We start from the raw sequence: 21,944 nt of genomic DNA on the forward strand, positions 1-21,944 counted from the left end.
TCTGTCAGGAGGTCGGGCCGGCGACGGACGGGACCGATGCCGGAGCCAGTGCCGGGGCCGATGCCGGCAATCCCGCCAGCCAGGCCTCGCAGCAGCCTTTGGCGAGCGCCCGGACACGGCCGATATAGGCGGCCCGCTCGACCACGCTGATCACGCCTCGCGCATCCAGCAGGTTGAACAAATGGCTCGCCTTGATGCATTGGTCATAAGCGGGCAGGGCCAGCCTGGCGTCCAGCAGCGTCCGGCATTCCGCCTCGGCGTCCTTGAAATGCCGGAGCAGCCGGTCGGTGTCGGCGTATTCGAAGTTGAAGGTGGAGAACTCCACCTCCGACCGCTTGAAGACGTCGCCGTAGCGCACGCCGGCACCGTTGAAGTCCAGGTCGTAGACGTTCTCGACGCCCTGGACATACATGGCGAGCCGTTCCAGGCCGTAGGTCAGCTCGACCGCGACTGGGTCGCACTCGATGCCGCCGACCTGCTGGAAATAGGTGAACTGGGTGACCTCCATGCCGTCGCACCAGACCTCCCAGCCCAGTCCCCAGGCGCCCAGGGTCGGGCTTTCCCAGTCGTCCTCGACGAAGCGGATGTCGTGCAGCGCGGGGTCGATGCCCAGGGCGTACAGGCTCTTCAGGTAGAGGTCCTGCGCGTCGGCCGGCGACGGCTTCAGGATCACCTGGAACTGGTAGTAATGCTGCAAGCGGTTGGGATTCTCGCCGTAGCGGCCGTCCTTGGGGCGGCGCGACGGCTGGACATAGGCCGCGCGCCAAGCCTGCGGCCCCAGCGCCCGCAAGGTCGTCGCCGGGTGGAACGTGCCGGCGCCGACCTCCATGTCGTAGGGCTGGAGGATGACGCAGCCCTGTTCCGCCCAGAAATCCTGGAGCTTGAGGATCAGCCCCTGGAAGCTGAGGGGCCGTGTCGCCGCGCTTGCAGGCGCCATGTTCGCTCACACTTTATGATTATGTTGCAGTGCGTGGACGATACGCGGGCAATCTGGCGGAATCAAGTGCAGGAGGCGATGCGGTGGAGCCGCCGACCCGGGGCGGGTGAACGGCGCAGGGCCGGATTGTCCACAGATGAACGCGATTGGACAAAGACAGGATCGAAAAAACATCTGTGTCCATCTGCGTTCATCTGTGGACGGACAACGGGAACTCCCTCACCGGTAAGGGCAGTCCGGGCGGCCGCAGGCGTCGGCCTTGGCGGCCGGCACGTAGACGCCGCAGGAAGCGCAGCGGACCATCTCCTGGGCGTCGTGGGGGCGCGGGCGGGGCAGCCCGGCCTCGCGGCGGGCCGCCATCTCGCGCTTCGCCTTGGCGATCGCCTGGGAGCGGGCCACGAACTTGAAGCCGAACCACACGATGGCGATCAGCAGGACGAGGGTGAGGAGCTTCAGCATGCTTTCTCTTAGTGCCCCCGCCCCATGCCGGTCAAGTCAGGTGCCGGTCAAGTCAGGTGCCGATCAGGCCGAGCTGCGGGCTGGAAGCCTGGGCGTAGGTCCGCTTCGGGATGCGGCCGGCGCCCCGGGCCGCGTACCCCGCCTCCACGGCGGCGCGCATCGCCGCGGCCATGCGGCGCGGGTCGCGGGCCTTGGCGACCGCGGTGTTCAGCAGCACGGCGCTGCAGCCCAGCTCCAGCGCCAGGGTCGCGTCCGACGCGGTGCCGATCCCGGCGTCCAGGATGACCGGAACGGAGCTGCGCGCGCAGATCAGTTCGATCGCGTGGGGATTGGCGATGCCCAGGCCGGAACCGATCGGCGAGCCCAGCGGCATCACCGCCGCGGCCCCGGCGTCGGCCAGCTTCCGGCACGACACCGGATCGTCGTTGCAGTAGGGCAGCACGGTGAAGCCGTCGGCGACCAGCTCCTCGGTCGCGCGCCGGAGCTCCTCCACGTCGGGATGAAGGGTCTCGCGGTCGCCGATCACCTCCAGCTTGATCCAGTTCGTGTCCAGCGCCTCGCGGGCGAGCCGGGCGGTCAGCACGGCCTCCCGCGCGGTCGAACAGCCGGCGGTGTTGGGCAGCAGGACATAATCGGATCCCAGCAGGTCGACCATGCTCTCGGCATAGCCTTCCAGGCTGATGCGGCGGATCGACACAGTGACCACCTCGGCCCCGCTCGCCGTGATGGCGTCGAGCATGACCTGGCGGTTCGGGTAGCCGGCGGTGCCGATGAACAGGCGTGAGGTCAGCCTGCGGCCGGCGATCTCGAAGGAATCGGACATGGACGTGCTTTCAGGGCTGCGTATGGGAATATGCGGAGTCAGCCGCCGGAGAACGGGTGGACGATCTCCAGGTCGTCGCCTTCGGCCAGGGCGGTATCGGCCCAGCGGCCGGACGGGACGACTTCGCCGTTCAGCGCCACGGCGACGCCGCGGGCTCCGGGCACCACGCCCTTCCCGCGCAGCAGGGCGTCGAGCATCACGGCCGCCAGCGGCTCGCGCTGGCCGTTGACCTGGATATGCGGGGGGATATGTCGGGTCATGGAAGTTCCTTCCCACTCTGCGGGCGGCCTGGCGCCGCCTTCTTGACGAATCGGTCGATGCCGAACGGGCGGATGACGTCGGCGATCCGCCCGGTCAGGATGTAGTCGGAGACGGCGTCGGCGGTGACCGGGGTCAGCAGGATGCCGTTCCGATGGTGGCCGGTCGCCAGGACCAGCCCATCCAGCGCCGAAGGCCCCAGGATGGGCGCGTCGTCGCGCGAGCCGGGGCGGAAGCCCACCCACAGCTCGTCGATCGGCAATTCCTCGATCCCCGGCAGCGCCCTCCAGGCGCCCTCGATCAGGGACATGACGCCGCCCGCGGTCAGGTCGGTGTCGAAGCCGCGCTCCTCCACCGTGGCGCCGATCACCAGCCGCCCGTCGCGGCGCGGCACCAGATAGACGCCGGGCGTCCAGACGACATGGCGGAGCAGCGGTTCGCGCGGGTCCATCCGAAGGGCCGCCATCTGGCCCTTGACCGGCCGGACCGGCGGCCGGGCGTCGTCGGGCAGGCCGGGAATCCCCCGCGACCAAGCGCCCGCGGCCAGCACGGTCACGTCGGCCCGGTGCGGCCGGCCGCCTGCGGGAAGCAAGCCCGCCGCGCGCCCTCCCTCGACCAGGATCTCCTCGACCGGGGCGTTCTCGTGCAGGCGGCCCCCGGCCCGTTCGAACGCCGTGCGGAGCGCCAGGGCGACCTTGCGGTTCTCCACCTGATGGTCGCGCGGGCTCAGGATCGCCGCCGCCGTGCCGGTGTGCAGATAGGGCTCGCGGCGCTTGACCTCCGACCCGGTCAGCCATTCGTGGCCGAGCCCCAGGCTCTTCTGGAGGTCGAAGTTGAAGCGCAGCCGGGCGACGTCGTCGGCGTTCAGGGCCACCACCAGGGTGCCCTCGGTGCGCAGCTCGACATCAATGCCGGAGGCGGCCTGAAGCTCCTCGGCGAAGCCCGGCCACAGGTCCTGGCTGTGCCGGTTCAGCGGCAGCTGGCCTTCCTCGCCGGGCTCGACCTCGACCCCGGCCGCCAGCATGCCCGCGGCGGCATGGCTGGCGCCGCGTCCCGCCTCGCCCTTGTCGAAGATCTCGACCCGGCACCCGGCGGCGGCGAGACGCCAGCCGATGCCGAGCCCGACCACGCCGGCGCCGACGATGGCGACCGAGGGGCGGTCGGACATCGGGCGGGTCGAAATATCGGAATTGGATCGCGCTGTCGTCACGGGGGCTCCCTTCGTCGGCATTATCCGAACAGGTTCGATGGGTATGATCTCAGCCGGCCCATCGACGGACCGGCACCCCAGCCAGATTTTCCGGACTCGCGCCCGGGGTCGAGACTATGCGGCATGCCCCGGCGTGATCGCAAGGCTTATCGGGCAGCCGCCCAGTCCGGGGGGGGGACGCTACAGGCCGAAGCGCGACCACATGGCGCGTTCCTCGACGGCGCCGATCACGGCGGACGCCAGATCGTCGGCGACGCCGGCCGGCAGCAGCGGCAGCGCCGCTTCGGTCCGGATGCGGCCGCGCCACCAGCGGCGCTCGCCATGGACCAGCCGCAGGTCGACCTTTTCGCCGAAGCGGTCGCGCATGACCGAGCGCAGGTCGCCGAGCCCGTCGACCAGTCCCAGGTCCAGCGCCTTGGCGCCGGTCCAGAACTCGCCCGAGAACAGCTCGTCGTCGGTCCCCTTCAGGCGGTCGCCCCGGCGGCCCCGGACCATGGCCTTGAAGGCGTCGTGGATCTCCGTCTGGATCGCCTTCAGCCGCACGATGTCCTCGTCCCGCTCGGGCTGGAACGGGTCGAGCATGGCCTTCCGGGTGCCGGAGGTATGCACGCGCCGCTCGATCCCGTAGCGGGCTATCAGGTCCTGGAAGCCGAAGCCCGCGGAAACCACGCCGATCGAGCCGATGATCGAGCTGGGATCGGCATGGATCTCGTCGGCGGCGCAGGCCAGCCAGTAGCCGCCCGATGCCGCGACGTCCTCCGCGAAGGCGAAAACCGGCACCTTCTTCTCGTCGGCCAGCTGGCGGATCCGTCCCGCCACCAGGGCCGACTGGACCGGCGAGCCGCCGGGAGAATTGATCTGGAGCGCCACGGCCTGCTGGCCGGGAACGGAGAAGGCGCGCTGGATGGCGGGCGCCAGCGCCGCCAGGGTGATCCCCGGGCGCAGGGCGCCTCCGGCGCCGATGACGCCGGACAGCCGGAGGACGGAAACGGTGGGGGTGGGCTTGCGACCGAGGGCGGTCATGATACGGCGGATCAGCATGCCGCTTAAGATGGGGCGGGCGGCATGATTTCAAAGATCCAGCGCGGCGCCGTCGCGCAGGATCGCCTCCGCCGCCCCGGTGAACCGTCCGTCGGCCTCGTGCAGGACGAGGCCGGGCATCAGGCGGGCTGGGCTGCGGGCTCCCTTGCGCGCGGTCACGACGATGCGCCGGGCCGGCCGGCCCGCCTTGGGCCAAAGCGGAACCAGGGTGATCGCGCCGAACCGGCCGTGCAGTAGCGCTATCAGGTCGTCCAGCCGGTCGGCCCGGTGGACGACGGTCAGGGTGCCGCGCGGCTTCACCCGTCGGGCACAAAAATCCAACCAGGCCGCCAAGTCGGCCGCGCCCTCGCCATGGGCCAGCGCGCGGCTCTCTCCCGGCGGCGGGGTGTGGGTGCCGGCCTCCTGGAACGGCGGGTTGGTCATCACCCGGTCGAAGGCGGTGCGGCCGAGCCCCTCCGGTGGCGCCAGGAGGTCGCCTTCGAGGATGCGGACCCTGTCCTCCAGCCGGTTGGCGCGGATGTTCTCCGCCCCGAGCGCCGCGAGGTCGGGCTGGAGTTCCAGTCCGGTGACATCGGCCCCGGGAACTCGCGATGCCAGGCAAAGGGTCGCGGCGCCGACGCCGGCGCCGACGTCGAGCACCCGTTCGCCCGCCGCGGCGGGCGTCGCCGCCGCCAGCAGCACCGGATCGATGGCTGCGCGGTAGCCCCGGGCGGGCTGCATCAGGCTGACCCGCCCGCCCAGCAGCCGGTCGGCGGTCCGCGGGGGGGCGGGATTATCGGTCGGGGGCATCTTCAATCAGGAGCAAGGTGGCCCGCCTCCTCCAGGATCCGGCGGGCCGCGGCGTAATCCTCCTCCGCGACCATCAGCCGCCGCGGGATCGCGCCGATGCTGCCTTCCAGGATGCTGGTATAGGTATCGAGGACGATCGCCTCTATGCCGGCATCGGCCAGCAGGGCCGTCAGCCACGAGACCAGCACCGGATCGACCGTGCGCAGGAGTTCCTTCATGATTCCTTTCCCGGAACGGCGGATGAAACAGGCCGGCGAACCTATCCTCCCCCTGCGAATAGCACGCCGGAGGGGGCATGGAAACGGCATGCCTCCGCGGCCCGGCATGCGGCGATTTTGACAGCGCACTTGACCAGCGAAGTCCTGTCCTTATGCTCGCTAGCGATTCGTGCCCTGCCACGCCATGCTGGAGACCAAATTGGCGGTCGTCACCAACCTCAGCCTGAAACGATCAAACCCCGACGTGAACGCACTCGATAAGCTGACGGACCTGGTCGCTGACGACCTCAAGGCCTGCAATACCCTGATCATCGATCGGATGCAGTCGCCGGTCGAACTGATCCCCCAACTCGCCGGATACATCATCGCGGCGGGCGGCAAGCGGCTTCGTCCGGTGCTGACGCTCGCCTCGGCCAAGCTGTGCGGTTACGACGGGACCCGGCATCAGGCGCTCGCCGCCTGCGTCGAGTTCATCCACACCGCGACGCTGCTCCACGACGACGTGGTGGACGAGAGCGACCTGCGCCGCGGGCTGGCGTCCGCCAACGCCGTGTTCGGCAACAAGGCGAGCGTCCTGGTCGGCGACTTCCTGTTCAGCCGCTCCTTCCAGCTGATGGTCGAGGACGGCTCGCTCGAGGTGCTGCGCATCCTGTCCCACGCCTCCGCGGTGATCGCCGAGGGCGAGGTGCTCCAGCTCACCACGTCCAACGACACCGGCACCAGCGAGCAGGCCTACCTGGACGTCATCCGCGCCAAGACGGCGGAACTGTTCGCCGCCGCCTGCCAGATCGGCGCGGTGGTGGCGTCGCGCCCGGCGGCGGAAGCCGACGCCCTGTTCGCCTACGGGCTGAATCTCGGCATCGCGTTCCAACTCGTCGACGACGTGCTGGACTATTCCGCCTTGCAGGCCCGGCTGGGCAAGACGGTGGGCGACGATTTCCGCGAGGGCAAGATCACCCTGCCGGTGATCCTGGCCTACCGCCGCGGTAGCGACGAGGACCGCGCCTTCTGGCACCGCACCGTCGAGGAGATGGAGCAGGGCGACGGCGACCTGGACCAGGCCATCGCGATGATGAACCAGCACGGGGCGTTGCGCGACACGGTCGAGCGCGCCCGGCACTACGGCGCCATCGCCCGCGATTCCCTGGGCCTGTTCCCCGACGGGCCGGAGAAGCGCGCCCTGCTGGACGTCATCGACTTCGTGATCGACCGGGAGTTCTGATCCGGTTCCGGAGTATCCGCAGGTTCGGCCGGATATCGTGGAATTCGGCACTTGCGCGGAGACAGCCTACCCGGTATATACCCGCCCACGCCGCCTCACGGCGGACATCCAGGGTAACGGAGTGTAGCTCAGCCTGGTAGAGCACTGTCTTCGGGAGGCAGGGGCCGGAGGTTCGAATCCTCTCACTCCGACCATCGAGCAAAAAGGGCCTCGGCATCGCCGAGGCCCTTTTTGCTTGGCCCGTGCCATCAAGGCGGAGGCGCGGCGTCCCGCCTCCCGAGGTGCGCGGGACGCCGCCCCTCCCGCGCGGCCCTGCCCGACGATCAAGTTCCCGCGCGCACCGTGCCGGCGGGCTGGGTGACCGCATTGGCCTTGACCGGCAGGATGCAGCGGATGCAGGTGCCCTCGTTCAGGCGGCTTTCGATCTCGACCCGGCCGCCGTGCAGCTCGATGAAGCTCTTGACCAGCGACAGGCCGAGGCCGGCTCCGGTCTGGCGGGCCTGGGGGTTGGCTCTTTCGAAGCGGCCGAACACGCGCTCCTGGTCGGCCGCCGGGATGCCGATGCCCGTGTCGCTGACCGCCAGCACGAAGGAGCCGCCGACCCGTTCGGCGGAGACCAGGATCCTGCCGCCCGGCGGGGTGAACTTGATGGCGTTGCTGATCAGGTTGAACACCGCCTGCTTCAGCCGCTTCTCGTCGGCCTCGATCGTGCCGATGTCGTCGGCATGCTCGATCTCCAGCTTCAGGTTCTGCTTGCGCGCCCAGTCGCGGGTCAGGTTGAGCACGCTGCCGAGCATCGCCGGGATATCGACCGGCGCCCGTTCCAGCACCATGAAGCCGGCCTCGACGGTGGCGAGGTCCAGGATATCGTTGATCAGCAGAAGCAGGCGCTGGCCGCTGTCCAGCACCGCGCGGCTGTATTCCAGCTGGCGTTCGTTCAGCTCGCCGAAATACTGGTTCGCCAGGATCTCGGCGAAGCCCATGATGGCGTTCAGCGGCGTCCGGAGCTGGTAGGAGACGTTGGCGATGAACTCCGCCTTCAGGCGGTCGGCCGCTTCAAGCGCCGCGTTGCGCTCGCGCAGCGCCTGCTCGACCCGCACGCTGTCGGTGACGTCCAGGAAGCTGGTCAGCACCGCGCCGTCGGGCAGCGGCACGCTGGAGAACTCGACCACCGAGCCGTCCGCCCGCTCGATCCGGCCGTTGCGCGCGGCCCGCTCCAGGGTGCTGGCGATGCTCTCGTTCTTGAAGCCGTCCCAATCGTTGCCGAAGTCGAAGAAGCTCTTCATCTTCTCGACCAGCTCGACCAGGTGCGGCTCGCCGTTCAGGTCCTCGGACCGCAGCCGCCAGATCCGGGCATAGGCAGGGTTCGACAGCTTCAGCCTGCCGTCGCCGCCGAACACCGCGATGCCTTCCGCCAGGTTGTCCAGGCTTTCCTGCTGGACCGCCATCAGCGTATTGTAGGAGGATTCCAGCGCCAGCGCGTTGGTCACGTCCTCCAGGATGAACATCAGGCCGCCGAACGGGTGGGGCACCAGCAGCATGCGCAGCGTCGTGCCGTCGGGAAGATGCAGCAGGTCCTCGGCCGGTTCGATCAGGGAGGTGAACTTGGACAGCTGCTCGCGCTTGTAGCGCGGGAAATCGGCGTGCTCCGGCAGGCGCCGGCGCGCCCGCAGGTCCTCCATCACCTCGCCGTAGGTCGGCTCGGTCTCCAGCCATCCCTCGTCCAGGCCCCAAAGCGAGACATAGGCCTGGTTGAAGAACAGCAGGCGGGTGTCTGCACCATAGATCGCGATCGGCGAGCCCAGCTGTTCGAGCACCTCGCCATGGGCGGCGATGTGGCGGTCCAGCTCCCGGCGCAGGTCTTCCTGGGGCGTCAGGTCGAGCGCGTAGCCGACCAGCATGGTTGCCGATATCTCTGCGGCCTCGGCCACCGGGCCTCGGTGATCTCGATCAGGCGGCGCGCGCCGTCGATGACCAGATGCTGGGTTTCCGACCGGGCGGCGCCGTCGGTCCTGGCCCGCTCGGCCAGCGACCGGCGCGGCTCGTCGAGCGATGCCGGCACCAGCTCGCTCTGCCGCTCCAGGGCCTCGTCGCGGGTGAGATCGAGCGCGTCCGCATAGGCCTTGTTGCACCAGGCGATCGACAGGTCCCGGCGGCGCAGCCAGATCGGGAAGGGAACCCGGTCGAGCATCGCGCGGATCTCCTCCAGCGTCTGCAGGGCCGCCGTGCGGGCCTGGGTCTGGCGGGTGATCTCGCCCGTGATGTGGCCGATGTCGCGGGCCCACAGGACGTCGAACTTCTCCCCGCCCGCGGAACCGGTCCCGCGCGATCCGCTCAGCTCCAGGACCCGGCCGCCGTCGGCCGTGGTGACCACGATCCGGAACGGCTGCCCGGTCCGGCGCAGGTGGCCGAAGGCGCCGTTGAGGGCCGCGGCGTCGCTCGGCGCCAGGGCCGTCTCGATGTCCTCCAGCCGGTCGCAGCGATCGATGCCGAGCAGGCCGGCGAAGCCGGGGGAAATCGCGTGGGTACCGTCGGGACTCCAGCCGCACCAGGCATCGGGAGATGCCGACAGCAGCGCCTCCAGCCGGTCGATCTCCTCCTGCAGGTCCGCCGCCCGCCTCGACTTGCCGTGCGCCCGGAGGGTCTGCCAGGCCAGCCCGACGATGCCCGCCAGTGCCGCCGCGCCCAGAGTGATCGATGATCCGCTCGGCCCCAAGTCGACCCCCGGAGTCTGGGCATAAGCCGACGTCGCCGTCAGTGTCGCGCTGGCCGCAGCCAGGAGGATCGTGTGTTTTGAAGCCAGCGTTCTCACGGGGAAGGTGTTAGTTAACCTAGTTTAACTCAATCGATGAACGACGTTACATAAACGATCGGCTTTCGTCCATCCTTACGCCCTTGGCGGGAAGCTGTTTCGACCTCGGGAGTGGATTTTTTCCTTGGACAGGCGTCCGATAAACCTGCGGGTGAGGAGATCCGGGGGCGCGGCGGCGGGCGGCGCCCGTCGCCTGCGGTTCCTCCGCCGGGCCGCCTACTGGTTGGGTGACCGGGTGATGGTCTTGATCGGGCCGCGCGGGTTGCCGGACATTTCGGCGATCTTGCGGTCCTGTGCCTCGATGATGGCGCGTGCCGGCTCGTCGCCGTCCAGGCCGCCTACTTCGGAGCTGGGAACCTTGCGGTTCGACGTCTTGACGCCATCCTGGTACACGACGTCGAACAGGACGTACGCGTTGTCGGTCGGCTGCTTCTTTCGGGCCATTGCCCCTCTCCCAATACGATACAGGGTCAACGGACTTCTTTAGGGCATCGGATCGACCTGCCGACACCGTATCTATAGGCCTATGACGTTTGACCCGGAGCGGTCCCGCCCGGCTCGACGTCGGCATCGGATTGGTCTTCGCCGACGGTGTCGCCGTCGGACTCGTCATCCGACGCCTCCTGGCCGGTGGAAGCCTTGCGCTGGGCGACGGCCTCCTCCTTCAGGCGAAGCTTCTCCTGTTTCTTCTGTTCCTTGGCGCGATTGCGATCGGCGCGCTGCTGGTTGTAATTGGGCTTGAATGCCATAAAACCTCCTGGGACCTCGGCATTGTAGCACGCCGGCCCGACGCCACCGCAACCCCCCGCCGTACGCTTTCGCCGATTCCAGCCGATCGCCGGGTGCAAGTCTGCGGCGGTCTGGGCTAGAGTGACCGTGCCGACATTACCGTATCCATGGCCAGGCCCGACGGACAGATGCCCCCCATGACGCCAGCTCCAGCCCCGATCGGTGCAGCGGAACCGCGCCGCGACGGGTTCACCGACATCCGGCCCGACGGATGGATCGACCGCCATGCTCCGGCGTCCGTGCGGCCCTACCTGAAGCTGGCGCGGCTGGACCGTCCGATCGGGACCTGGCTGCTGCTGTTCCCCTGCTGGTGGAGCCAGGCGCTGGCGACCCAGGGCTGGCCCGATCCCTGGATGATGGTCCTGTTCGGGATCGGCGCCGTCGTGATGCGCGGCGCCGGCTGCACGGTCAACGACATCCTGGACCGCGACATCGACGGCTTGGTGGAGCGGACGCGGACCCGCCCGATCCCGAGCGGGCAGGTGACGGTGCGCCAGGCGCTGGCGTTCGTGGTGGTCCAGATGCTGATCGGCCTGGCGGTGCTGGTGCAGTTCAACCCCTTCACGATAGCGCTCGGGGCGGCGTCGCTGGTGCTGGTCTTCACCTATCCGCTGATGAAGCGGATCACCTGGTGGCCGCAGGCTTTCCTGGGCCTGACCTTCAATTGGGGAGCGCTGGTCGGCTGGGCGGCGGTGACCGGAGGGCTGGACCTGCCGGCGCTGCTCCTCTACGCCGCCGGCATCGTCTGGACGCTGGGCTACGACACGATCTACGCCCACCAGGACAAGGAGGACGACGCCCGCATCGGCGTCAAGTCCACGGCGCTGCGCCTGGGGGACGCCTCCAAGATCTGGATCTACGGGTTCTACACGCTGACCTATGGCGGGCTGCTCGCGGCCGGGATGGCCGCCGGGCTGGGCGTCTGGTTCCACCTGTTCCTGACCGCGGCGCTGCTCCAGCTCGCCTGGCAGGTCGCGACCTGGCGGCCGGACGATCCGGCGGACTGCCTGTCCAAGTTCAAGTCGAACCGCTGGTTCGGCTGGCTGGTGCTGGGCGCCGTCGTCGCAGGCCGGGTGCTGTGACCGGCTGACCCGCCGAATCCGCTTGCGCGGGGCGGGGGGGCTGTGGGCAACTCCGCGCCATGACCATCACCGCTCCCCCAGCGACTCCGATGCCGGCCGGCGGGCCTTCATCCGGGCGAACACCGAGCTTGCGGCGGCGCCGTTGCTGCCGGAGGTCCTGCTTCACCTGGCGACCCACGTGACGCCGCTGTGGGAGGCGACCGAGGCGAACCTCGCCGCCTGCAACCTGCCGCCGCCCTACTGGGCTTTCGCCTGGCCGGGCGGCCGGGCGGTGGCCCGCCATGTCCTGGACAATCCTGGCCTGGTGGCGGGGCGCCGGGTGCTCGACTTCGCGTCGGGCAGCGGCATGGCCGCCGTCGCCGCCGCCAAGGCCGGCGCCGCCAGCGTGGCGGCGGTGGAGATCGACGCTTTCGCGATCGTGGCCATCGGGCTCAACGCGGAGGCCAACGGCGTGCCGGTCGACGTGCTTCGGGACGACATCGTGGGCCGCCCGCTGCCCGGCATCGACGTGGTGCTGGCCGGCGACGTCTGCTACGAGCGGCCCATGGCCGAGCGGGTGATCGCCTGGCTGCGTGGGCTGGCCCGCGGCGGCACGCTGGTCATCCTGGGCGATCCCGGCCGCGCCTACCTGCCCAAGTCCGGCCTGGAAGCGCTGGCCCGCTTCGCCGTGCCGACCTCCCTCGACCTGGAGGACCGGGAAGTGCGCGACACGACGGTGTGGCGGCTGCTGGGAGAGGATTAGGCTCGCCTGAGGGCGTCCCGCGCCAGGACGGAGGTCTGCTCCGCGCGATGGTCCGGGTCCGTGACGATGGCGTGGATGAAGCCGGCGAGATCGCGCTCCGGGGCGAGCCTGGCGCGGACGCTTTCCAGCACGCCGGGCTGGTCCAGGGCGGGCCAGGTCCGGCCGGCGCAGGGGATCGCCGCGAGGGCGACCGGATGGCCGTCGATCGCCAGGGCGCCGCGGCGGCTCAGATAAGCCTCGGCGGAGGCGATCCGGCCCAGGCCCTCGATCTCCAGCGCGATCCCGTCCAGGCGGTGCCGGTCGTAATTGACGCCGATGCCCTCGGTCGCGTCCATGCGGTCCAGCTCGGCCCGGGTCAGCCACTGCACGGCGATCTCCACCACCGTTTCCGAGGCACGTCCAGGCGCCGGGTGCAGGGTGGCCGGCAAGGCGCCGTAGCGGGTGAAATGGGCCGAATAGACCACGTCGAACCCGGCCAGCCTGCCGCACAGCACGGGGATCGCGACCGGGTGAGGCCAGTCCTTGAACTTCCGCGCGAGCTGCTCCGGCGACCGGTTGGAGCCGCAGGCGATCATCGGCACGCGGTCCGCCAGAATCGCCGGCAGGCCAGCCGGAAGCGGGCGCTGTTCCCCGTCCCGGAACAGGTAGGAGCAGGCCGGGAACGCGTAGGGATAGCCGGAGGCCAGGGCCAGGACCGCGGGGTCGATGAGGGAGGAAGCCATGGCTCCGACGGTGCGGCGTCCGGCACCGTTCGTCAATCCGCTTGACGCGGCGGCACCGAAGCCGATGTTAGGCCGACTTCCTTCCCGCCCCTTTCCTTCCCGCCGTCAGAGATGCTGATCCGATGCCCTATTCCTCCCTGCGCGATTTCATGGACCGGCTGGAGCGCACGGGCCGACTCGTACGGGTCAAGACGCCGGTCTCGCCCGTGCTGGAAATGACCGAGATCCACACAAGGCTGCTGGCGCAGCAGGGGCCGGCGGTTCTGTTCGAGAACGTCGTCCGGCCGGACGGGTCGCGCTACGAGATGCCCGTCCTGATCAACCTGTTCGGCACGGTCGAGCGGGTCGCCTGGGGTATGGACCGCGAGCCGCACCAGCTGCGGGGCGTCGGCGAGACCCTGGCCTTCCTGCGCCAGCCGGAGCCGCCGGGAGGATTCCGGGAGGCCCTGGAGCTGATCCCGCTGGCCAAGACCGTGCTGTCCATGAAGCCGAAGACGGTGTCCTCGGCGCCCTGCCAGGAGGTCGTGCTGAAGGGCGACGACATCGACCTGGGCCGCCTGCCGATCCAGGGCTGCTGGCCGGGCGAACCGGCTCCCCTGATCACCTGGCCGCTGGTCGTGACCAAGGGACCGGGCAAGAAGCGCGAGGACGACTTCAACCTCGGCATCTACCGCATGCAGGTGACCGGCCGGAACACCACGCTGATGCGCTGGCTGAAGCACCGGGGCGGCGCCCAGCATCACCGGCGCTGGGCGGCGTCGGGCAAGCGCGAGCCCCTGCCGGCCGCCGCCGTGCTGGGGGCCGATCCCGGCACCATCCTGGCCGCCGTCACGCCGGTCCCCGACACCTTGTCGGAATACCAGTTCGCCGGGCTGCTGCGCGGCCGCAAGGTCGAGCTGGTCGATTGCAAGACCATCCCGCTCAAGGTCCCCGCCCAGGCGGAGATCGTGATCGAGGGGCTGGTCAGCCTGGACGAGTTCGGCGACGAGGGACCGTACGGCGACCATACCGGCTACTACAACGCGGTCGAGCCGTTCCCCGTCTTCCACGTCACCGCCATCACCATGCGGCGCAATCCCATCTATCTCTCCACCTTCACCGGCCGCCCGCCCGACGAGCCGAGCGTGCTGGGCGAGGCGCTGAACGAGGTCTTCATCCCCCTGCTGGTCCAGCAGTTCCCCGAGATCGTGGACTTCTGGCTGCCGCCGGAGGGCTGCTCCTACCGCATCGCCGTGGTGTCCATGAAGAAGGCTTATCCGGGTCACGCCAAGCGGGTGATGATGGGCGTCTGGTCGTTCCTGCGCCAGTTCATGTACACCAAGTGGGTCATCGTCGTGGACGACGACATCAACGCGCGGGACTGGAAGGACGTGATGTGGGCGGTGTCCACCCGCATGGACCCGGCGCGCGACATCACCGTGGTGGAGGGCACGCCGATCGACTACCTGGACTTCGCCAGCCCGGAAAGCGGCCTCGGCGGCAAGGTCGGCCTGGACGCCACCAACAAGTGGCCGCCGGAGACCAGGCGCGAGTGGGGCCAGCAGCTCCGCATGGCCGACGAGGTGATCGAGGAGGTCACCCGCAAGTGGGACAGCTACGGCATCCCGCTGCACGGCAAGCCGATCTGGAAATAAGGAAAATACAAGCAAACCTGTATTCGGGATTGGATCTGGAGACGTTTCGGATCAACATGCCTCGAAATCGTATGCGGTGACGGGTGCCAAGGCACGGTTCGAGCCGTGGATCGTCATGGCACTCGGACAGGAGAGATCGGCAGTGACAGCGCATCGCCAGGAATTGCAGGGCGGCGCGACCGACCGTTTCCAAGCAGCTTCCGTCGATCGGAGTCCCGTCCGAAGGTCCCGCAACCGGATCGTCCGGATAGGCTGGAATCTGGCAAGCCTTCTGTCCAGCCGTATCCGCGAGACCCGCGACCGCGCCATGTTCGACGACCTGGAGGGCGCGGCCCTCTTCGCCCGCAAGCACCGGAAAGACATGCGGGCGCAGTGGCGGCGGATGGTGGACGGCTATCCCCGGTTCGAGTGAACCGGGCTCCGGTTCGAGCACGGTGAATTCCCACTTCCATGGACCCGAGCCGTTCGGTCACGACCTGGGCGCCGACCTCGAGCACGACCTGTCCACCGTCCTGTTCTTCTTCGAAGCCTATATGCGGCCCGGGATCCTGACGAGTTACAGGTTCCGGAACCCGGGCCGCTTTCATCGGCGGGACTGACGGTAACCCCTCGGGCCGGCATCGCTACGGAGCAGTTGCCGGCGCGGGCGGATACGATCTTCGTCCTGGCGTGACCGCGGAGCCACGGCCCGCCCCCACTTCCCCCTTGTCCCGGACCGCACGCCCCAGCACTCTTCCGGAAGACAACGAGCAGGCAGGGACAAGAAAAAGATGGCCGCGAAGAAGCAGACACCGAAGCCGCAGCGGATCATGCTGGACTTCCACCACCACGAGGGCTTGGCCGGGGACCTCGAGGAGGCGATCCGCAACGATCTCTCGGTGATAAAGCAGTCCGGCCGTTGCCTCTGGACCGCGTCGGACGAGACCGCCACCATCGAGCGACTGACCACCGAGGACTGGAAGACCTTCGGCCGCCACACGCCCTACCGTCTGGCCGACTTCTTCGACCTCCCGGTCGAGGGCGAGGTGGACATCGAGGGGCTGTCGGTGGACGGCGACTATCTCTGGATCTGCGGCTCGCACAGCCTCAAGCGCAAGAAGCCCGACCCGGACGAGACCGGCGCCGAGGAGGCGCTGGAGCGGCTGACCCGGGTGGAGTGCGAGCCGAACCGCTACCTGCTGGGCCGCATCCCCCTGGTCCGCGAATCCGAGGACGGCGTCCATGCCCTGGCCCGGTCCGCGCCGTCGGGCGATGGCGGCGCCGAGCTGAGGGCCGGCCGCCTCAAGATGGACGCGAAGGGTTCCAACGCCCTGTCCAAGGCGTTGCGCAAGGACGAGCATCTCGGCCGCTTCATGGCGATCCCGTCCAAGGACAACGGTTTCGACGTGGAGGGCATCTCGGCGCGGGGCGACCGGGTGTTCCTCGGCATGCGCGGGCCGGTGCTGCGCGGCTGGGCGGTCCTGCTGGAACTGGAGGTCGCGGAGAAGGGCAGCGTCGGCAAGGCCGCCGGCCTGAAGCTGCGCCGGATCGGCCCCTGCGGCGAACGCTACCGCAAGCACTTCCTGGACCTGGACGGCCTGGGCATCCGCGAGCTGTCGCTGGAGGGCGACGACCTGCTGATCCTCGCCGGCCCGACCATGGACCTTGACGGGCCGGTGGTCCTGTACCGCTGGCACGACGTCTGGAACCAGCGGGAGGAGACGGTGATCCCGCGCACCCGGCTGGAGCGGGTGATGGACATTCCCTACGGCACCGGTTTCGACCACGCCGAGGGCGCGACGCTGTTCGAGCGGCCGGGCGAGCCGCCGGCGGTGCTGGTCGTCTACGACAATCCCGGTCCGGACCGGCTGGATGCCGACGGCGCGGGCGTCGCGGCCGATCTGTTCCCGCTGCCGCCGAAGAAGGCGCGCATTCCAGCCATGTCCTGAGGGCGGTTGGCAGGCGGCGGAGGCGGGTTAACCTTGCGGTTGTTCCCACAGTCACGGTGCCGCCCGATGTGTCCCGCCCGATGAACGCCGCCACCGCCGGCCGGCCGCCGCATATCGCCATCCTGATCGCCATCACGGCGATCGGGCCGCTGGCGCTCAATATCTTCATCCCGTCGATTCCCGGCCTCGTGCGGGTGTTCGAGACGGATTACGGCACCGCCCAGCTCGCGCTGACCCTGTACCTGATCGGCATCGCCTGCGGCCAGCTGATCTACGGGCCGCTGTCCGACCGGTTCGGCCGGCGGCCGGTCCTGCTGGCGGGACTGGGCATCTTCGTGGCGGCCAGCCTGGTCTGCGCGCTGGCCTCCGGCATCGGCATGCTGATCGCCGGCCGGATTGCCCAGGCGGTCGGCGGCTGCGCCGGCATGGTGTTGAGCCGCGCCATCGTCCGCGACGTCTACGAGCGCGACAAGGCCGCCAGCATGCTGGCCTACATCACCATGGCCATGGCGGTGGCGCCCGCGGTGGCCCCGGCGCTGGGCGGCTTTCTGGAGGTCTGGTTCGGCTGGCGGGCGAGTTTCCTGCTGGTTCTCGGGTGCGGCGCCGCGGTGTGGCTCTGGAGCCTGGGGTCCCTGCGCGAGACCAATTTCCGGCGCCAGCCGCTGCCCGGGCCGGTCGGCATGGCGATCGGCTACGCGGCGCTGCTGCGCTCCCCCGAGTTCCTGGGATACGCGCTGAACACGGCCTTCGCGTCGGCCGTCTTCTTCGCCTTCCTGGCCGGCGCCCCCTACATCATGATCGACCTGCTGAAGCGGCCGCCAAGCGAGTACGGGACCCTGTTCGTGCTGGTCTCGGCCGGCTACGCGCTGGGCAGCTTCATCGCGGCCCGGATGGCGACACGGCTGGGCGCCCGCCGTTTGGTGCTGGGCGGCACCCTGGTCAACCTGGCGGGCGTGGCGGTCATGGGCGCGCTCGGGCTGCTGGGCCTGTTCGACGCGCTGGCGATCTTCCTGCCCATGTGCATCGTCGCGGTCGGAAACGGCGTCAGCATGCCCAGCGGCATCGCCGCCGCGATCAGTGTCAACCCGAGGGTGGCGGGCGCCGCGTCGGGCCTGCTGGGCTTTCTCCAGATGTCGGTCGGGGCGGTGGCGACGGTGGCGGTGGGCTACCTGAAGGACGACGACCAGATGCCGATGATCCTGGTGATGGCCGTGTCGGTGCTGCTGTCCGTCGGGGCTTATCTGCTGGCGGTGGGGGCGGGACGGCGGTCGAGCGGGACGGTCCCGGTGCCGGGGACCACGGACTGACGGAAGGTCAGTCGCCGACGCCCCCGAGTCGCAGGTCTTCGGCCGGGGCCGATCCGGTCCTGGCCCGGCGGCGATCCTGGGCCGCGACCAGCCGCTCCATCAGCTTCAGGTCGGTCGGGCCGAGCGTCAGCGCGGTATCGACCCACAGGTCGGTGATGTCGTTCAGGTCCTGCAGGGTGATCGGGTTGACCCGCTGGCGCGCCTGGTAGATCGCCCGGTGGGCGGCGTGGCGGCGGCCGTTCTTGCGGACATAGTCGAGCAGGACCTCCTCGCCTTCGCCGTCCTCGGCCAGGACGTCGACGATGCCCATGTCGTACAGCTCAGCGCCGGTGTGGATTCGGCCGCTCATGATCAGCTTCTCGGCGATGGCGGCGCTGCTCCGGCGGGCGAGGAAGTTGTAGGCGCCCATGCCGGGGAACAGGTTGAACATCACCTCGGGCAGGCCGAACTTGGCGCTGCGCTCGGCCACGATGACGTTGGCCGACAGCGCCGCCTCGAACCCGCCGCCCAGCGCGTCGCCCTGGACCAGGGACATGGTGATCACCGGCAGGTCGAGCGCCACCGAATTGGCGTGGATCTCCGCGACGCAGGCCCGGGCATAGGTCGTCAGCGCGTCGCGGTCGCGCCGGCGGATCAGATGGGCGAACAGGCCGAGATCGCCGCCCAGATTGAAGACGCCCGGCATCCGCGATCCCAGGACCACGTACTTGACCTGCGGCTCGGCGGTGTCGCCGCGCGAGGCCAGCATCTGGCGGACCCTGCGCAGCTCCCGGAGGACGCCCGGGGTGAAGCTCGGCCTGTCGCTGAAGCGGAAACGGCACCAGAAGACGCCGGTACCGGCGTCGAAGTCGATGTCGAGTTCGCGGAACTGGCGGTCGAGCTGAAGCGGGGCGCGCCGGGACTGCTCCGGGACAGCGGCGGTCTTTTCAATTTTAAACGAATTGAGAAGGTGGCCGCTAATCTGCTCAAGCATGACTCTCTCCATCACTTCCAGTATGCAAGGCGTCAGCCGGTTAGGTCCGCGTTCGCCAAGGTCAGGGTGGGCTCTCTCTCACCCATTATTTTGGGGTACAAACCTAAGAAACGGTTAATTGTATCTATCGTGTTTGCATGCGGGCTTTGATTTATTGGTGGTGTCGTTCTAGATTTGTCATCGTAAGAATTGCGCTGAATGCCGTATTTACATTCAGTAAAGTTTTGGAAAGCCAGGATGGTCCGGGCCTGCCCATGAGCCGATCCCGGTCTCACTCGATGACTGTCGGGACATGCGGGTTCCCGTCCTGATGACGACGTCACGTTTTGAGGAATTGACGCTACGGTGAGTTTCTTGAGGGTTTCCGTCTCCGAAACGGGGGTCGCCATCATGGGCGCCGAGGTCTTCATCATCGACGACCGCAGCGTCAATCGGAAAATCCTGACCAAGTTCGCGTCTTTGGTCGGCGACGACATCAACGTGTCCGCCTTTCCCAATCCCGTGGAAGCCCTGGAGGCCTGCGCGCGGACGGTGCCCGACCTGGTCATCACGGACTTCAAGATGCCGCTGATGGACGGGGCCGGATTCATCCGGAACCTGCGCGGCCATCCCGGCACCGCCGACGTGCCGGTGATCGTCGTGACCGCCTACGAGGACCACGAGATCCGGCGCGAGGCGCTGGAGGCCGGGGCGACCGACTTCATCCTCAGCCCGGTCGATCCCTGGGAGTTCCAGACCCGCGCCCGCAACCTCCTGCGGCTGCGCGCCCAGCAGTTCGTGATCCACCGCCAGACTGTGCGGGAAAGCGAGGAACGGTTCCGCCTGCTGGTGGAGGGGGTGCGCGACTATGCCATCGTGATGCTCGACCCGGCCGGGCTGGTGACCAGCTGGAACGCCGGCGCGGAGCGCCTTCTGGGCTATTGCGAGGCGGAGATCCTGGGGCGTCCCGCCGGAGTGCTCGACCCCGCCGCGGGCACCGAGGGTGCGCCGGGCGGGGGCCCGACCGGCGAAGGGGCATCGGGCGGCGTGGGCGCCATGCTGGCGCTGGCGGCGTCGGACGGCAGCGTCCACGGCGAGCATGTCCGCGTGCGGAAGGACGGCTCCCGCTTCCAGGCCGACATCCTGGTGACGGCGATGCGCGACGATGCCGGCCGGCTCGCCGGCTTCTCCATGGTCACCCACGACATCACGACCCGCCGCGACATGGAGGCGGCGCTGCGCGACGCCCTGGCCGAAAGCCAGGTCCTGCTGCGCGAGCTTCATCACCGCGTGCGCAACAACCTGCAGGTCATCAGCACCGTGCTGTACCTCCAGACGCTGGGCATGCCGGAAGGCGACCTGAAGCACGGCTTCCGCCGGACCCAGCAGCGGATCGACGGGCTGGGGCTGCTGTTCCGCAACCTGCTGGGACCCAGCCGGATCACCAGCGTCAGGTTCGACGGCTACCTCGTCGACCTGTGCACCAGCCTGGTCCGCGACTTCGACGCCGGCCGCCAGCTGGCGCGCCGGGCCGACATCGGTTCGCTGGCGCTCGAACTGGACATGGCGGGGCCGCTCGGGCTCGTGATCGCCGAGATCCTGTTCACGGCGGCCGAGGGCGCGCCGGCCCCGGCGGGGGGCGGGGGCGGGGGCGGCCTGGCGGTTCGGGTGGAGCCCGAGTCGGGCGGCCTGAGGCTGAGCTTCGAGTTCGACCGCGACCCCGGCGCGGGACCGTCCCAGGTCGGCGGCCGGTACGGGCTCGGCCCCGCCGTCATGGCGGCTCTCGTGGACCAGCTCGGCGCCCGCATCTCCCTCGACGAGGCGCTGACGGACGAAGCGGCCGGCCCCGAAAGCCGGGCGCGGATCTCGCTGACCATGCCGGCGAGCCTGTTCGAGCCTGTCTGACCCCTGGCGCGATCCCGCCCGTTTGACCTGGATCAATCGGGGTAGGGACGGTTTGGTATATAGGGTTGTCCTTGCAGCAAGGAGGACGACCGCATGGCGAGGCCGATTGCCGCCCCGACCGGGCGCGAAAGGATGTTCGGCGAAGACGAGATCATCGTCAGCAAGACCGACCTGAAGGGCCGGATCACCTACGCCAACTCGGTGTTCCTCAGGATCGCGGGCTACGACGAGGCCGAGGTGCTGGGCCGGCCCCACAGCATCATCCGCCATCCCGACATGCCGCGGGCGGTGTTCAAGCTGCTGTGGGAGACGATCGCCTCCGGGCGGGAGATCTTCGCCTACGTCAAGAACATGGCGCGCGACGGGGACCATTACTGGGTGTTCGCCCATGTCACGCCGAGCTTCGACATGGCCGGCGCGATCACCGGCTACCACTCCTTCCGCCGCTGGGCGAGGCGCGACGCCATCGCCGCGGTCGAGCCGCTGTACGGCAGGATGCTCGCCGCCGAGTCGGCGGGCGGCCGGCGGGACGGCATGACGGCCTCCACGGCGCTGCTGCTCGAAGCGGTGGAGCGGAAGGGGGGCGGCTATGACGCGTTCATCCTCGCTCTCTAGGATTCGCGCGCTGGCGGGCGCCATCGCCGCGGCCGGGGCCGCCGGCGCCCTGCTGCCGCTTTTCGCTTCCGAGTCCCTGCCGGTCTGGTGGAGCGCCGTGCCGCTCGCCGCCGTGCTGGGGGCCGCTGTCGCCATCCTGGTCCTCGCCGGACGGATCGAGCGGGCGATCCGGCGCGCCGACGCCGTATGCGCCGAGGCCGCCGCCGGCAACTACGACCGCCGGATCACCGGTGTGCGGGAGGGCGGCGATCTCGGCCGCCTGTTCATCAGGGTCAACGACGTGCTCGACCTCGCCGATTGCTTCAGCCGCGAGGTCGGGGCCGCTATGGACCATGCCAGCCGCAAGCTCTATTACCGCCGGGTGACCCTGGCCGGCCTCAAGGGCTGCTACCGCGCCGTGGCCGAGGTGATCAACCGCTCGGTGGCCGACATGAAGGAGCGCGACCGCGTCCTGGCCGAGGCCGAGCAAGACATCGCCGACTTGGTCGAGGCGGCGTCG

The 21,944-nt window shown here is 69.2% G+C and carries 24 protein-coding genes, 1 tRNA gene and 1 riboswitch (1 of these 26 cut by a window edge); of the genes, 11 read left to right on the forward strand and 14 right to left on the reverse strand.

Translation table 11 applies throughout. The annotated features are described in order from the left end of the window. Nucleotides 1-4: 4 nt before the first annotated feature. From DPR14_RS02245 to DPR14_RS02280, 8 genes are all read right to left on the reverse strand, one after another. Nucleotides 5-937 (reverse strand): glycine--tRNA ligase subunit alpha, encoded by a 933-nt coding sequence (locus DPR14_RS02245; protein WP_158043717.1) that lies wholly within the window; start codon nt 935-937, stop codon nt 5-7. Between the two features lie 219 nt (nt 938-1,156). Then, entirely contained in the window at nt 1,157-1,396 is a 240-nt protein-coding gene (locus DPR14_RS02250) for a PP0621 family protein (protein WP_158043718.1), read from the reverse strand. Nucleotides 1,397-1,448: 52 nt separating this feature from the next. Continuing rightward, nucleotides 1,449-2,219 carry a thiazole synthase gene (gene thiG / locus DPR14_RS02255; protein ID WP_158043719.1) on the reverse strand — a complete coding sequence of 257 codons (771 nt, stop codon included), beginning with the start codon at nt 2,217-2,219 and terminating at the stop codon, nt 1,449-1,451. A 38-nt stretch (nt 2,220-2,257) separates the two neighbouring features. Continuing rightward, on the reverse strand, nt 2,258-2,479 hold the full coding sequence (gene thiS / locus DPR14_RS02260) for a sulfur carrier protein ThiS (RefSeq protein ID WP_158043720.1): 222 nt from the start codon (nt 2,477-2,479) through the stop codon (nt 2,258-2,260). Next, nucleotides 2,476-3,687: a glycine oxidase ThiO gene (gene thiO / locus DPR14_RS02265; RefSeq protein ID WP_343038695.1), complete on the reverse strand. Its 1,212-nt coding sequence runs from the start codon at nt 3,685-3,687 to the stop codon at nt 2,476-2,478. The genes thiS and thiO overlap by 4 nt, the downstream gene beginning before the upstream one ends. Further along, nucleotides 3,677-3,777: riboswitch (TPP riboswitch) on the reverse strand. Its footprint overlaps the gene before it by 11 nt. 90 nt (nt 3,778-3,867) lie before the next feature. Continuing rightward, on the reverse strand, nt 3,868-4,710 hold the full coding sequence (locus DPR14_RS02270) for a S49 family peptidase (RefSeq protein ID WP_246148733.1): 843 nt from the start codon (nt 4,708-4,710) through the stop codon (nt 3,868-3,870). 48 nt (nt 4,711-4,758) lie between these two features. After that, the gene (locus DPR14_RS02275; protein WP_158043722.1) at nt 4,759-5,517 is read right to left on the reverse strand and encodes a tRNA1(Val) (adenine(37)-N6)-methyltransferase; all 759 of its coding nucleotides are present in this window, start codon (nt 5,515-5,517) and stop codon (nt 4,759-4,761) included. Between the two features lie 2 nt (nt 5,518-5,519). Continuing rightward, complete coding sequence (locus DPR14_RS02280) at nt 5,520-5,735, reverse strand: putative signal transducing protein (protein WP_158043723.1); 216 nt, start codon at nt 5,733-5,735, stop codon at nt 5,520-5,522. Between the two features lie 184 nt (nt 5,736-5,919). Here DPR14_RS02280 and DPR14_RS02285 point away from each other — a divergent pair, with 184 nt between their 5' ends. Continuing rightward, entirely contained in the window at nt 5,920-6,957 is a 1,038-nt protein-coding gene (locus DPR14_RS02285) for a polyprenyl synthetase family protein (protein ID WP_158043724.1), read from the forward strand. 117 nt (nt 6,958-7,074) lie between these two features. Beyond that, a tRNA-Pro gene (locus DPR14_RS02290) sits at nt 7,075-7,151 on the forward strand. A 129-nt stretch (nt 7,152-7,280) separates the two neighbouring features. Here the strand turns inward: DPR14_RS02290 and DPR14_RS02295 are convergent. The 4 genes from DPR14_RS02295 to DPR14_RS02310 form a co-directional block, all read right to left on the reverse strand. Beyond that, entirely contained in the window at nt 7,281-8,858 is a 1,578-nt protein-coding gene (locus DPR14_RS02295) for a sensor histidine kinase (RefSeq protein ID WP_158043725.1), read from the reverse strand. Then, nucleotides 8,831-9,769 (reverse strand): PAS domain-containing protein, encoded by a 939-nt coding sequence (locus tag DPR14_RS02300; RefSeq protein WP_158043726.1) that lies wholly within the window; start codon nt 9,767-9,769, stop codon nt 8,831-8,833. The genes DPR14_RS02295 and DPR14_RS02300 overlap by 28 nt, the downstream gene beginning before the upstream one ends. 216 nt (nt 9,770-9,985) lie before the next feature. After that, on the reverse strand, nt 9,986-10,213 hold the full coding sequence (locus DPR14_RS02305; protein WP_158043727.1) for a hypothetical protein: 228 nt from the start codon (nt 10,211-10,213) through the stop codon (nt 9,986-9,988). 80 nt (nt 10,214-10,293) lie between these two features. Beyond that, on the reverse strand, nt 10,294-10,518 hold the full coding sequence (locus DPR14_RS02310; RefSeq protein WP_158043728.1) for a hypothetical protein: 225 nt from the start codon (nt 10,516-10,518) through the stop codon (nt 10,294-10,296). A 177-nt stretch (nt 10,519-10,695) separates the two neighbouring features. Here DPR14_RS02310 and ubiA point away from each other — a divergent pair, with 177 nt between their 5' ends. Both ubiA and DPR14_RS02320 read left to right on the forward strand, forming a co-directional pair. Then, nucleotides 10,696-11,640: a 4-hydroxybenzoate octaprenyltransferase gene (gene ubiA / locus DPR14_RS02315; RefSeq protein ID WP_158043729.1), complete on the forward strand. Its 945-nt coding sequence runs from the start codon at nt 10,696-10,698 to the stop codon at nt 11,638-11,640. Between the two features lie 109 nt (nt 11,641-11,749). Then, the gene (locus DPR14_RS02320) at nt 11,750-12,382 is read left to right on the forward strand and encodes a class I SAM-dependent methyltransferase (protein ID WP_246149275.1); all 633 of its coding nucleotides are present in this window, start codon (nt 11,750-11,752) and stop codon (nt 12,380-12,382) included. On the opposite strand, the gene DPR14_RS02325 is transcribed toward DPR14_RS02320, so the two are convergent. Beyond that, nucleotides 12,379-13,104 (reverse strand): gamma-glutamylcyclotransferase family protein, encoded by a 726-nt coding sequence (locus DPR14_RS02325; RefSeq protein WP_158043730.1) that lies wholly within the window; start codon nt 13,102-13,104, stop codon nt 12,379-12,381. The genes DPR14_RS02320 and DPR14_RS02325 overlap by 4 nt on opposite strands. A 122-nt stretch (nt 13,105-13,226) precedes the next feature. Here DPR14_RS02325 and DPR14_RS02330 point away from each other — a divergent pair, with 122 nt between their 5' ends. The 4 genes from DPR14_RS02330 (at nt 13,227) to DPR14_RS02345 (ending at nt 17,973) form a co-directional block, all read left to right on the forward strand. Next, nucleotides 13,227-14,738: a UbiD family decarboxylase gene (locus tag DPR14_RS02330; RefSeq protein WP_158043731.1), complete on the forward strand. Its 1,512-nt coding sequence runs from the start codon at nt 13,227-13,229 to the stop codon at nt 14,736-14,738. 142 nt (nt 14,739-14,880) lie between these two features. Then, nucleotides 14,881-15,150: a hypothetical protein gene (locus DPR14_RS02335; RefSeq protein ID WP_158043732.1), complete on the forward strand. Its 270-nt coding sequence runs from the start codon at nt 14,881-14,883 to the stop codon at nt 15,148-15,150. Nucleotides 15,151-15,508: 358 nt separating this feature from the next. Further along, nucleotides 15,509-16,666 (forward strand): DUF3616 domain-containing protein, encoded by a 1,158-nt coding sequence (locus DPR14_RS02340; protein ID WP_158043733.1) that lies wholly within the window; start codon nt 15,509-15,511, stop codon nt 16,664-16,666. A gap of 80 nt (nt 16,667-16,746) precedes the next feature. Next, nucleotides 16,747-17,973 carry a multidrug effflux MFS transporter gene (locus DPR14_RS02345; RefSeq protein ID WP_158043734.1) on the forward strand — a complete coding sequence of 409 codons (1,227 nt, stop codon included), beginning with the start codon at nt 16,747-16,749 and terminating at the stop codon, nt 17,971-17,973. A 7-nt stretch (nt 17,974-17,980) separates the two neighbouring features. Here DPR14_RS02345 and DPR14_RS02350 read toward each other — a convergent pair whose 3' ends face one another. Further along, nucleotides 17,981-18,946 (reverse strand): crotonase/enoyl-CoA hydratase family protein, encoded by a 966-nt coding sequence (locus DPR14_RS02350; protein ID WP_192499230.1) that lies wholly within the window; start codon nt 18,944-18,946, stop codon nt 17,981-17,983. Between the two features lie 354 nt (nt 18,947-19,300). Between DPR14_RS02350 and DPR14_RS02355 the strand changes: the two genes are divergently transcribed. From DPR14_RS02355 to DPR14_RS02365, 3 genes are all read left to right on the forward strand, one after another. Further along, entirely contained in the window at nt 19,301-20,830 is a 1,530-nt protein-coding gene (locus DPR14_RS02355; protein WP_158043736.1) for a response regulator, read from the forward strand. Nucleotides 20,831-20,923: 93 nt separating this feature from the next. Next, a complete protein-coding gene (locus tag DPR14_RS02360) occupies nt 20,924-21,445 on the forward strand; it encodes a PAS domain-containing protein (protein ID WP_158043737.1) in 522 nt (173 codons plus the stop codon). Beyond that, nucleotides 21,420-21,944, forward strand: partial view of a methyl-accepting chemotaxis protein gene (locus DPR14_RS02365; protein WP_158043738.1) — the 5' end (the start) only. The gene runs 1,023 nt beyond the window's last position; the window shows 525 of its 1,548 coding nt (coding positions 1-525); it begins with the start codon at nt 21,420-21,422; its stop codon lies beyond the right edge, outside the window. The genes DPR14_RS02360 and DPR14_RS02365 overlap by 26 nt, the downstream gene beginning before the upstream one ends.

It is taken from the genome of Skermanella pratensis (assembly GCF_008843145.1).
Classification (GTDB): Bacteria; Pseudomonadota; Alphaproteobacteria; order Azospirillales; family Azospirillaceae; genus Skermanella; species Skermanella pratensis.

Excerpts from the sequence above, each read along its gene's own strand:
- DPR14_RS02245 (WP_158043717.1), bottom strand. The coding sequence starts at position 937 with ATGGCGCCTGCAAGCGCGGCGACACGGCCCCTCAGCTTCCAGGGGCTG.
- DPR14_RS02250 (WP_158043718.1), bottom strand. The coding sequence starts at position 1,396 with ATGCTGAAGCTCCTCACCCTCGTCCTGCTGATCGCCATCGTGTGGTTC.
- thiG (WP_158043719.1), bottom strand. The coding sequence starts at position 2,219 with ATGTCCGATTCCTTCGAGATCGCCGGCCGCAGGCTGACCTCACGCCTG.
- thiS (WP_158043720.1), bottom strand. The coding sequence starts at position 2,479 with ATGACCCGACATATCCCCCCGCATATCCAGGTCAACGGCCAGCGCGAG.
- DPR14_RS02270 (WP_246148733.1), bottom strand. The coding sequence starts at position 4,710 with ATGACCGCCCTCGGTCGCAAGCCCACCCCCACCGTTTCCGTCCTCCGG.
- DPR14_RS02275 (WP_158043722.1), bottom strand. The coding sequence starts at position 5,517 with ATGCCCCCGACCGATAATCCCGCCCCCCCGCGGACCGCCGACCGGCTG.
- DPR14_RS02280 (WP_158043723.1), bottom strand. The coding sequence starts at position 5,735 with ATGAAGGAACTCCTGCGCACGGTCGATCCGGTGCTGGTCTCGTGGCTG.
- DPR14_RS02285 (WP_158043724.1), top strand. The coding sequence starts at position 5,920 with ATGCTGGAGACCAAATTGGCGGTCGTCACCAACCTCAGCCTGAAACGA.
- DPR14_RS02295 (WP_158043725.1), bottom strand. The coding sequence starts at position 8,858 with ATGCTGGTCGGCTACGCGCTCGACCTGACGCCCCAGGAAGACCTGCGC.
- DPR14_RS02305 (WP_158043727.1), bottom strand. The coding sequence starts at position 10,213 with ATGGCCCGAAAGAAGCAGCCGACCGACAACGCGTACGTCCTGTTCGAC.
- DPR14_RS02310 (WP_158043728.1), bottom strand. The coding sequence starts at position 10,518 with ATGGCATTCAAGCCCAATTACAACCAGCAGCGCGCCGATCGCAATCGC.
- ubiA (WP_158043729.1), top strand. The coding sequence starts at position 10,696 with ATGACGCCAGCTCCAGCCCCGATCGGTGCAGCGGAACCGCGCCGCGAC.
- DPR14_RS02325 (WP_158043730.1), bottom strand. The coding sequence starts at position 13,104 with ATGGCTTCCTCCCTCATCGACCCCGCGGTCCTGGCCCTGGCCTCCGGC.
- DPR14_RS02330 (WP_158043731.1), top strand. The coding sequence starts at position 13,227 with ATGCCCTATTCCTCCCTGCGCGATTTCATGGACCGGCTGGAGCGCACG.
- DPR14_RS02340 (WP_158043733.1), top strand. The coding sequence starts at position 15,509 with ATGGCCGCGAAGAAGCAGACACCGAAGCCGCAGCGGATCATGCTGGAC.
- DPR14_RS02345 (WP_158043734.1), top strand. The coding sequence starts at position 16,747 with ATGAACGCCGCCACCGCCGGCCGGCCGCCGCATATCGCCATCCTGATC.
- DPR14_RS02350 (WP_192499230.1), bottom strand. The coding sequence starts at position 18,946 with ATGCTTGAGCAGATTAGCGGCCACCTTCTCAATTCGTTTAAAATTGAA.
- DPR14_RS02360 (WP_158043737.1), top strand. The coding sequence starts at position 20,924 with ATGGCGAGGCCGATTGCCGCCCCGACCGGGCGCGAAAGGATGTTCGGC.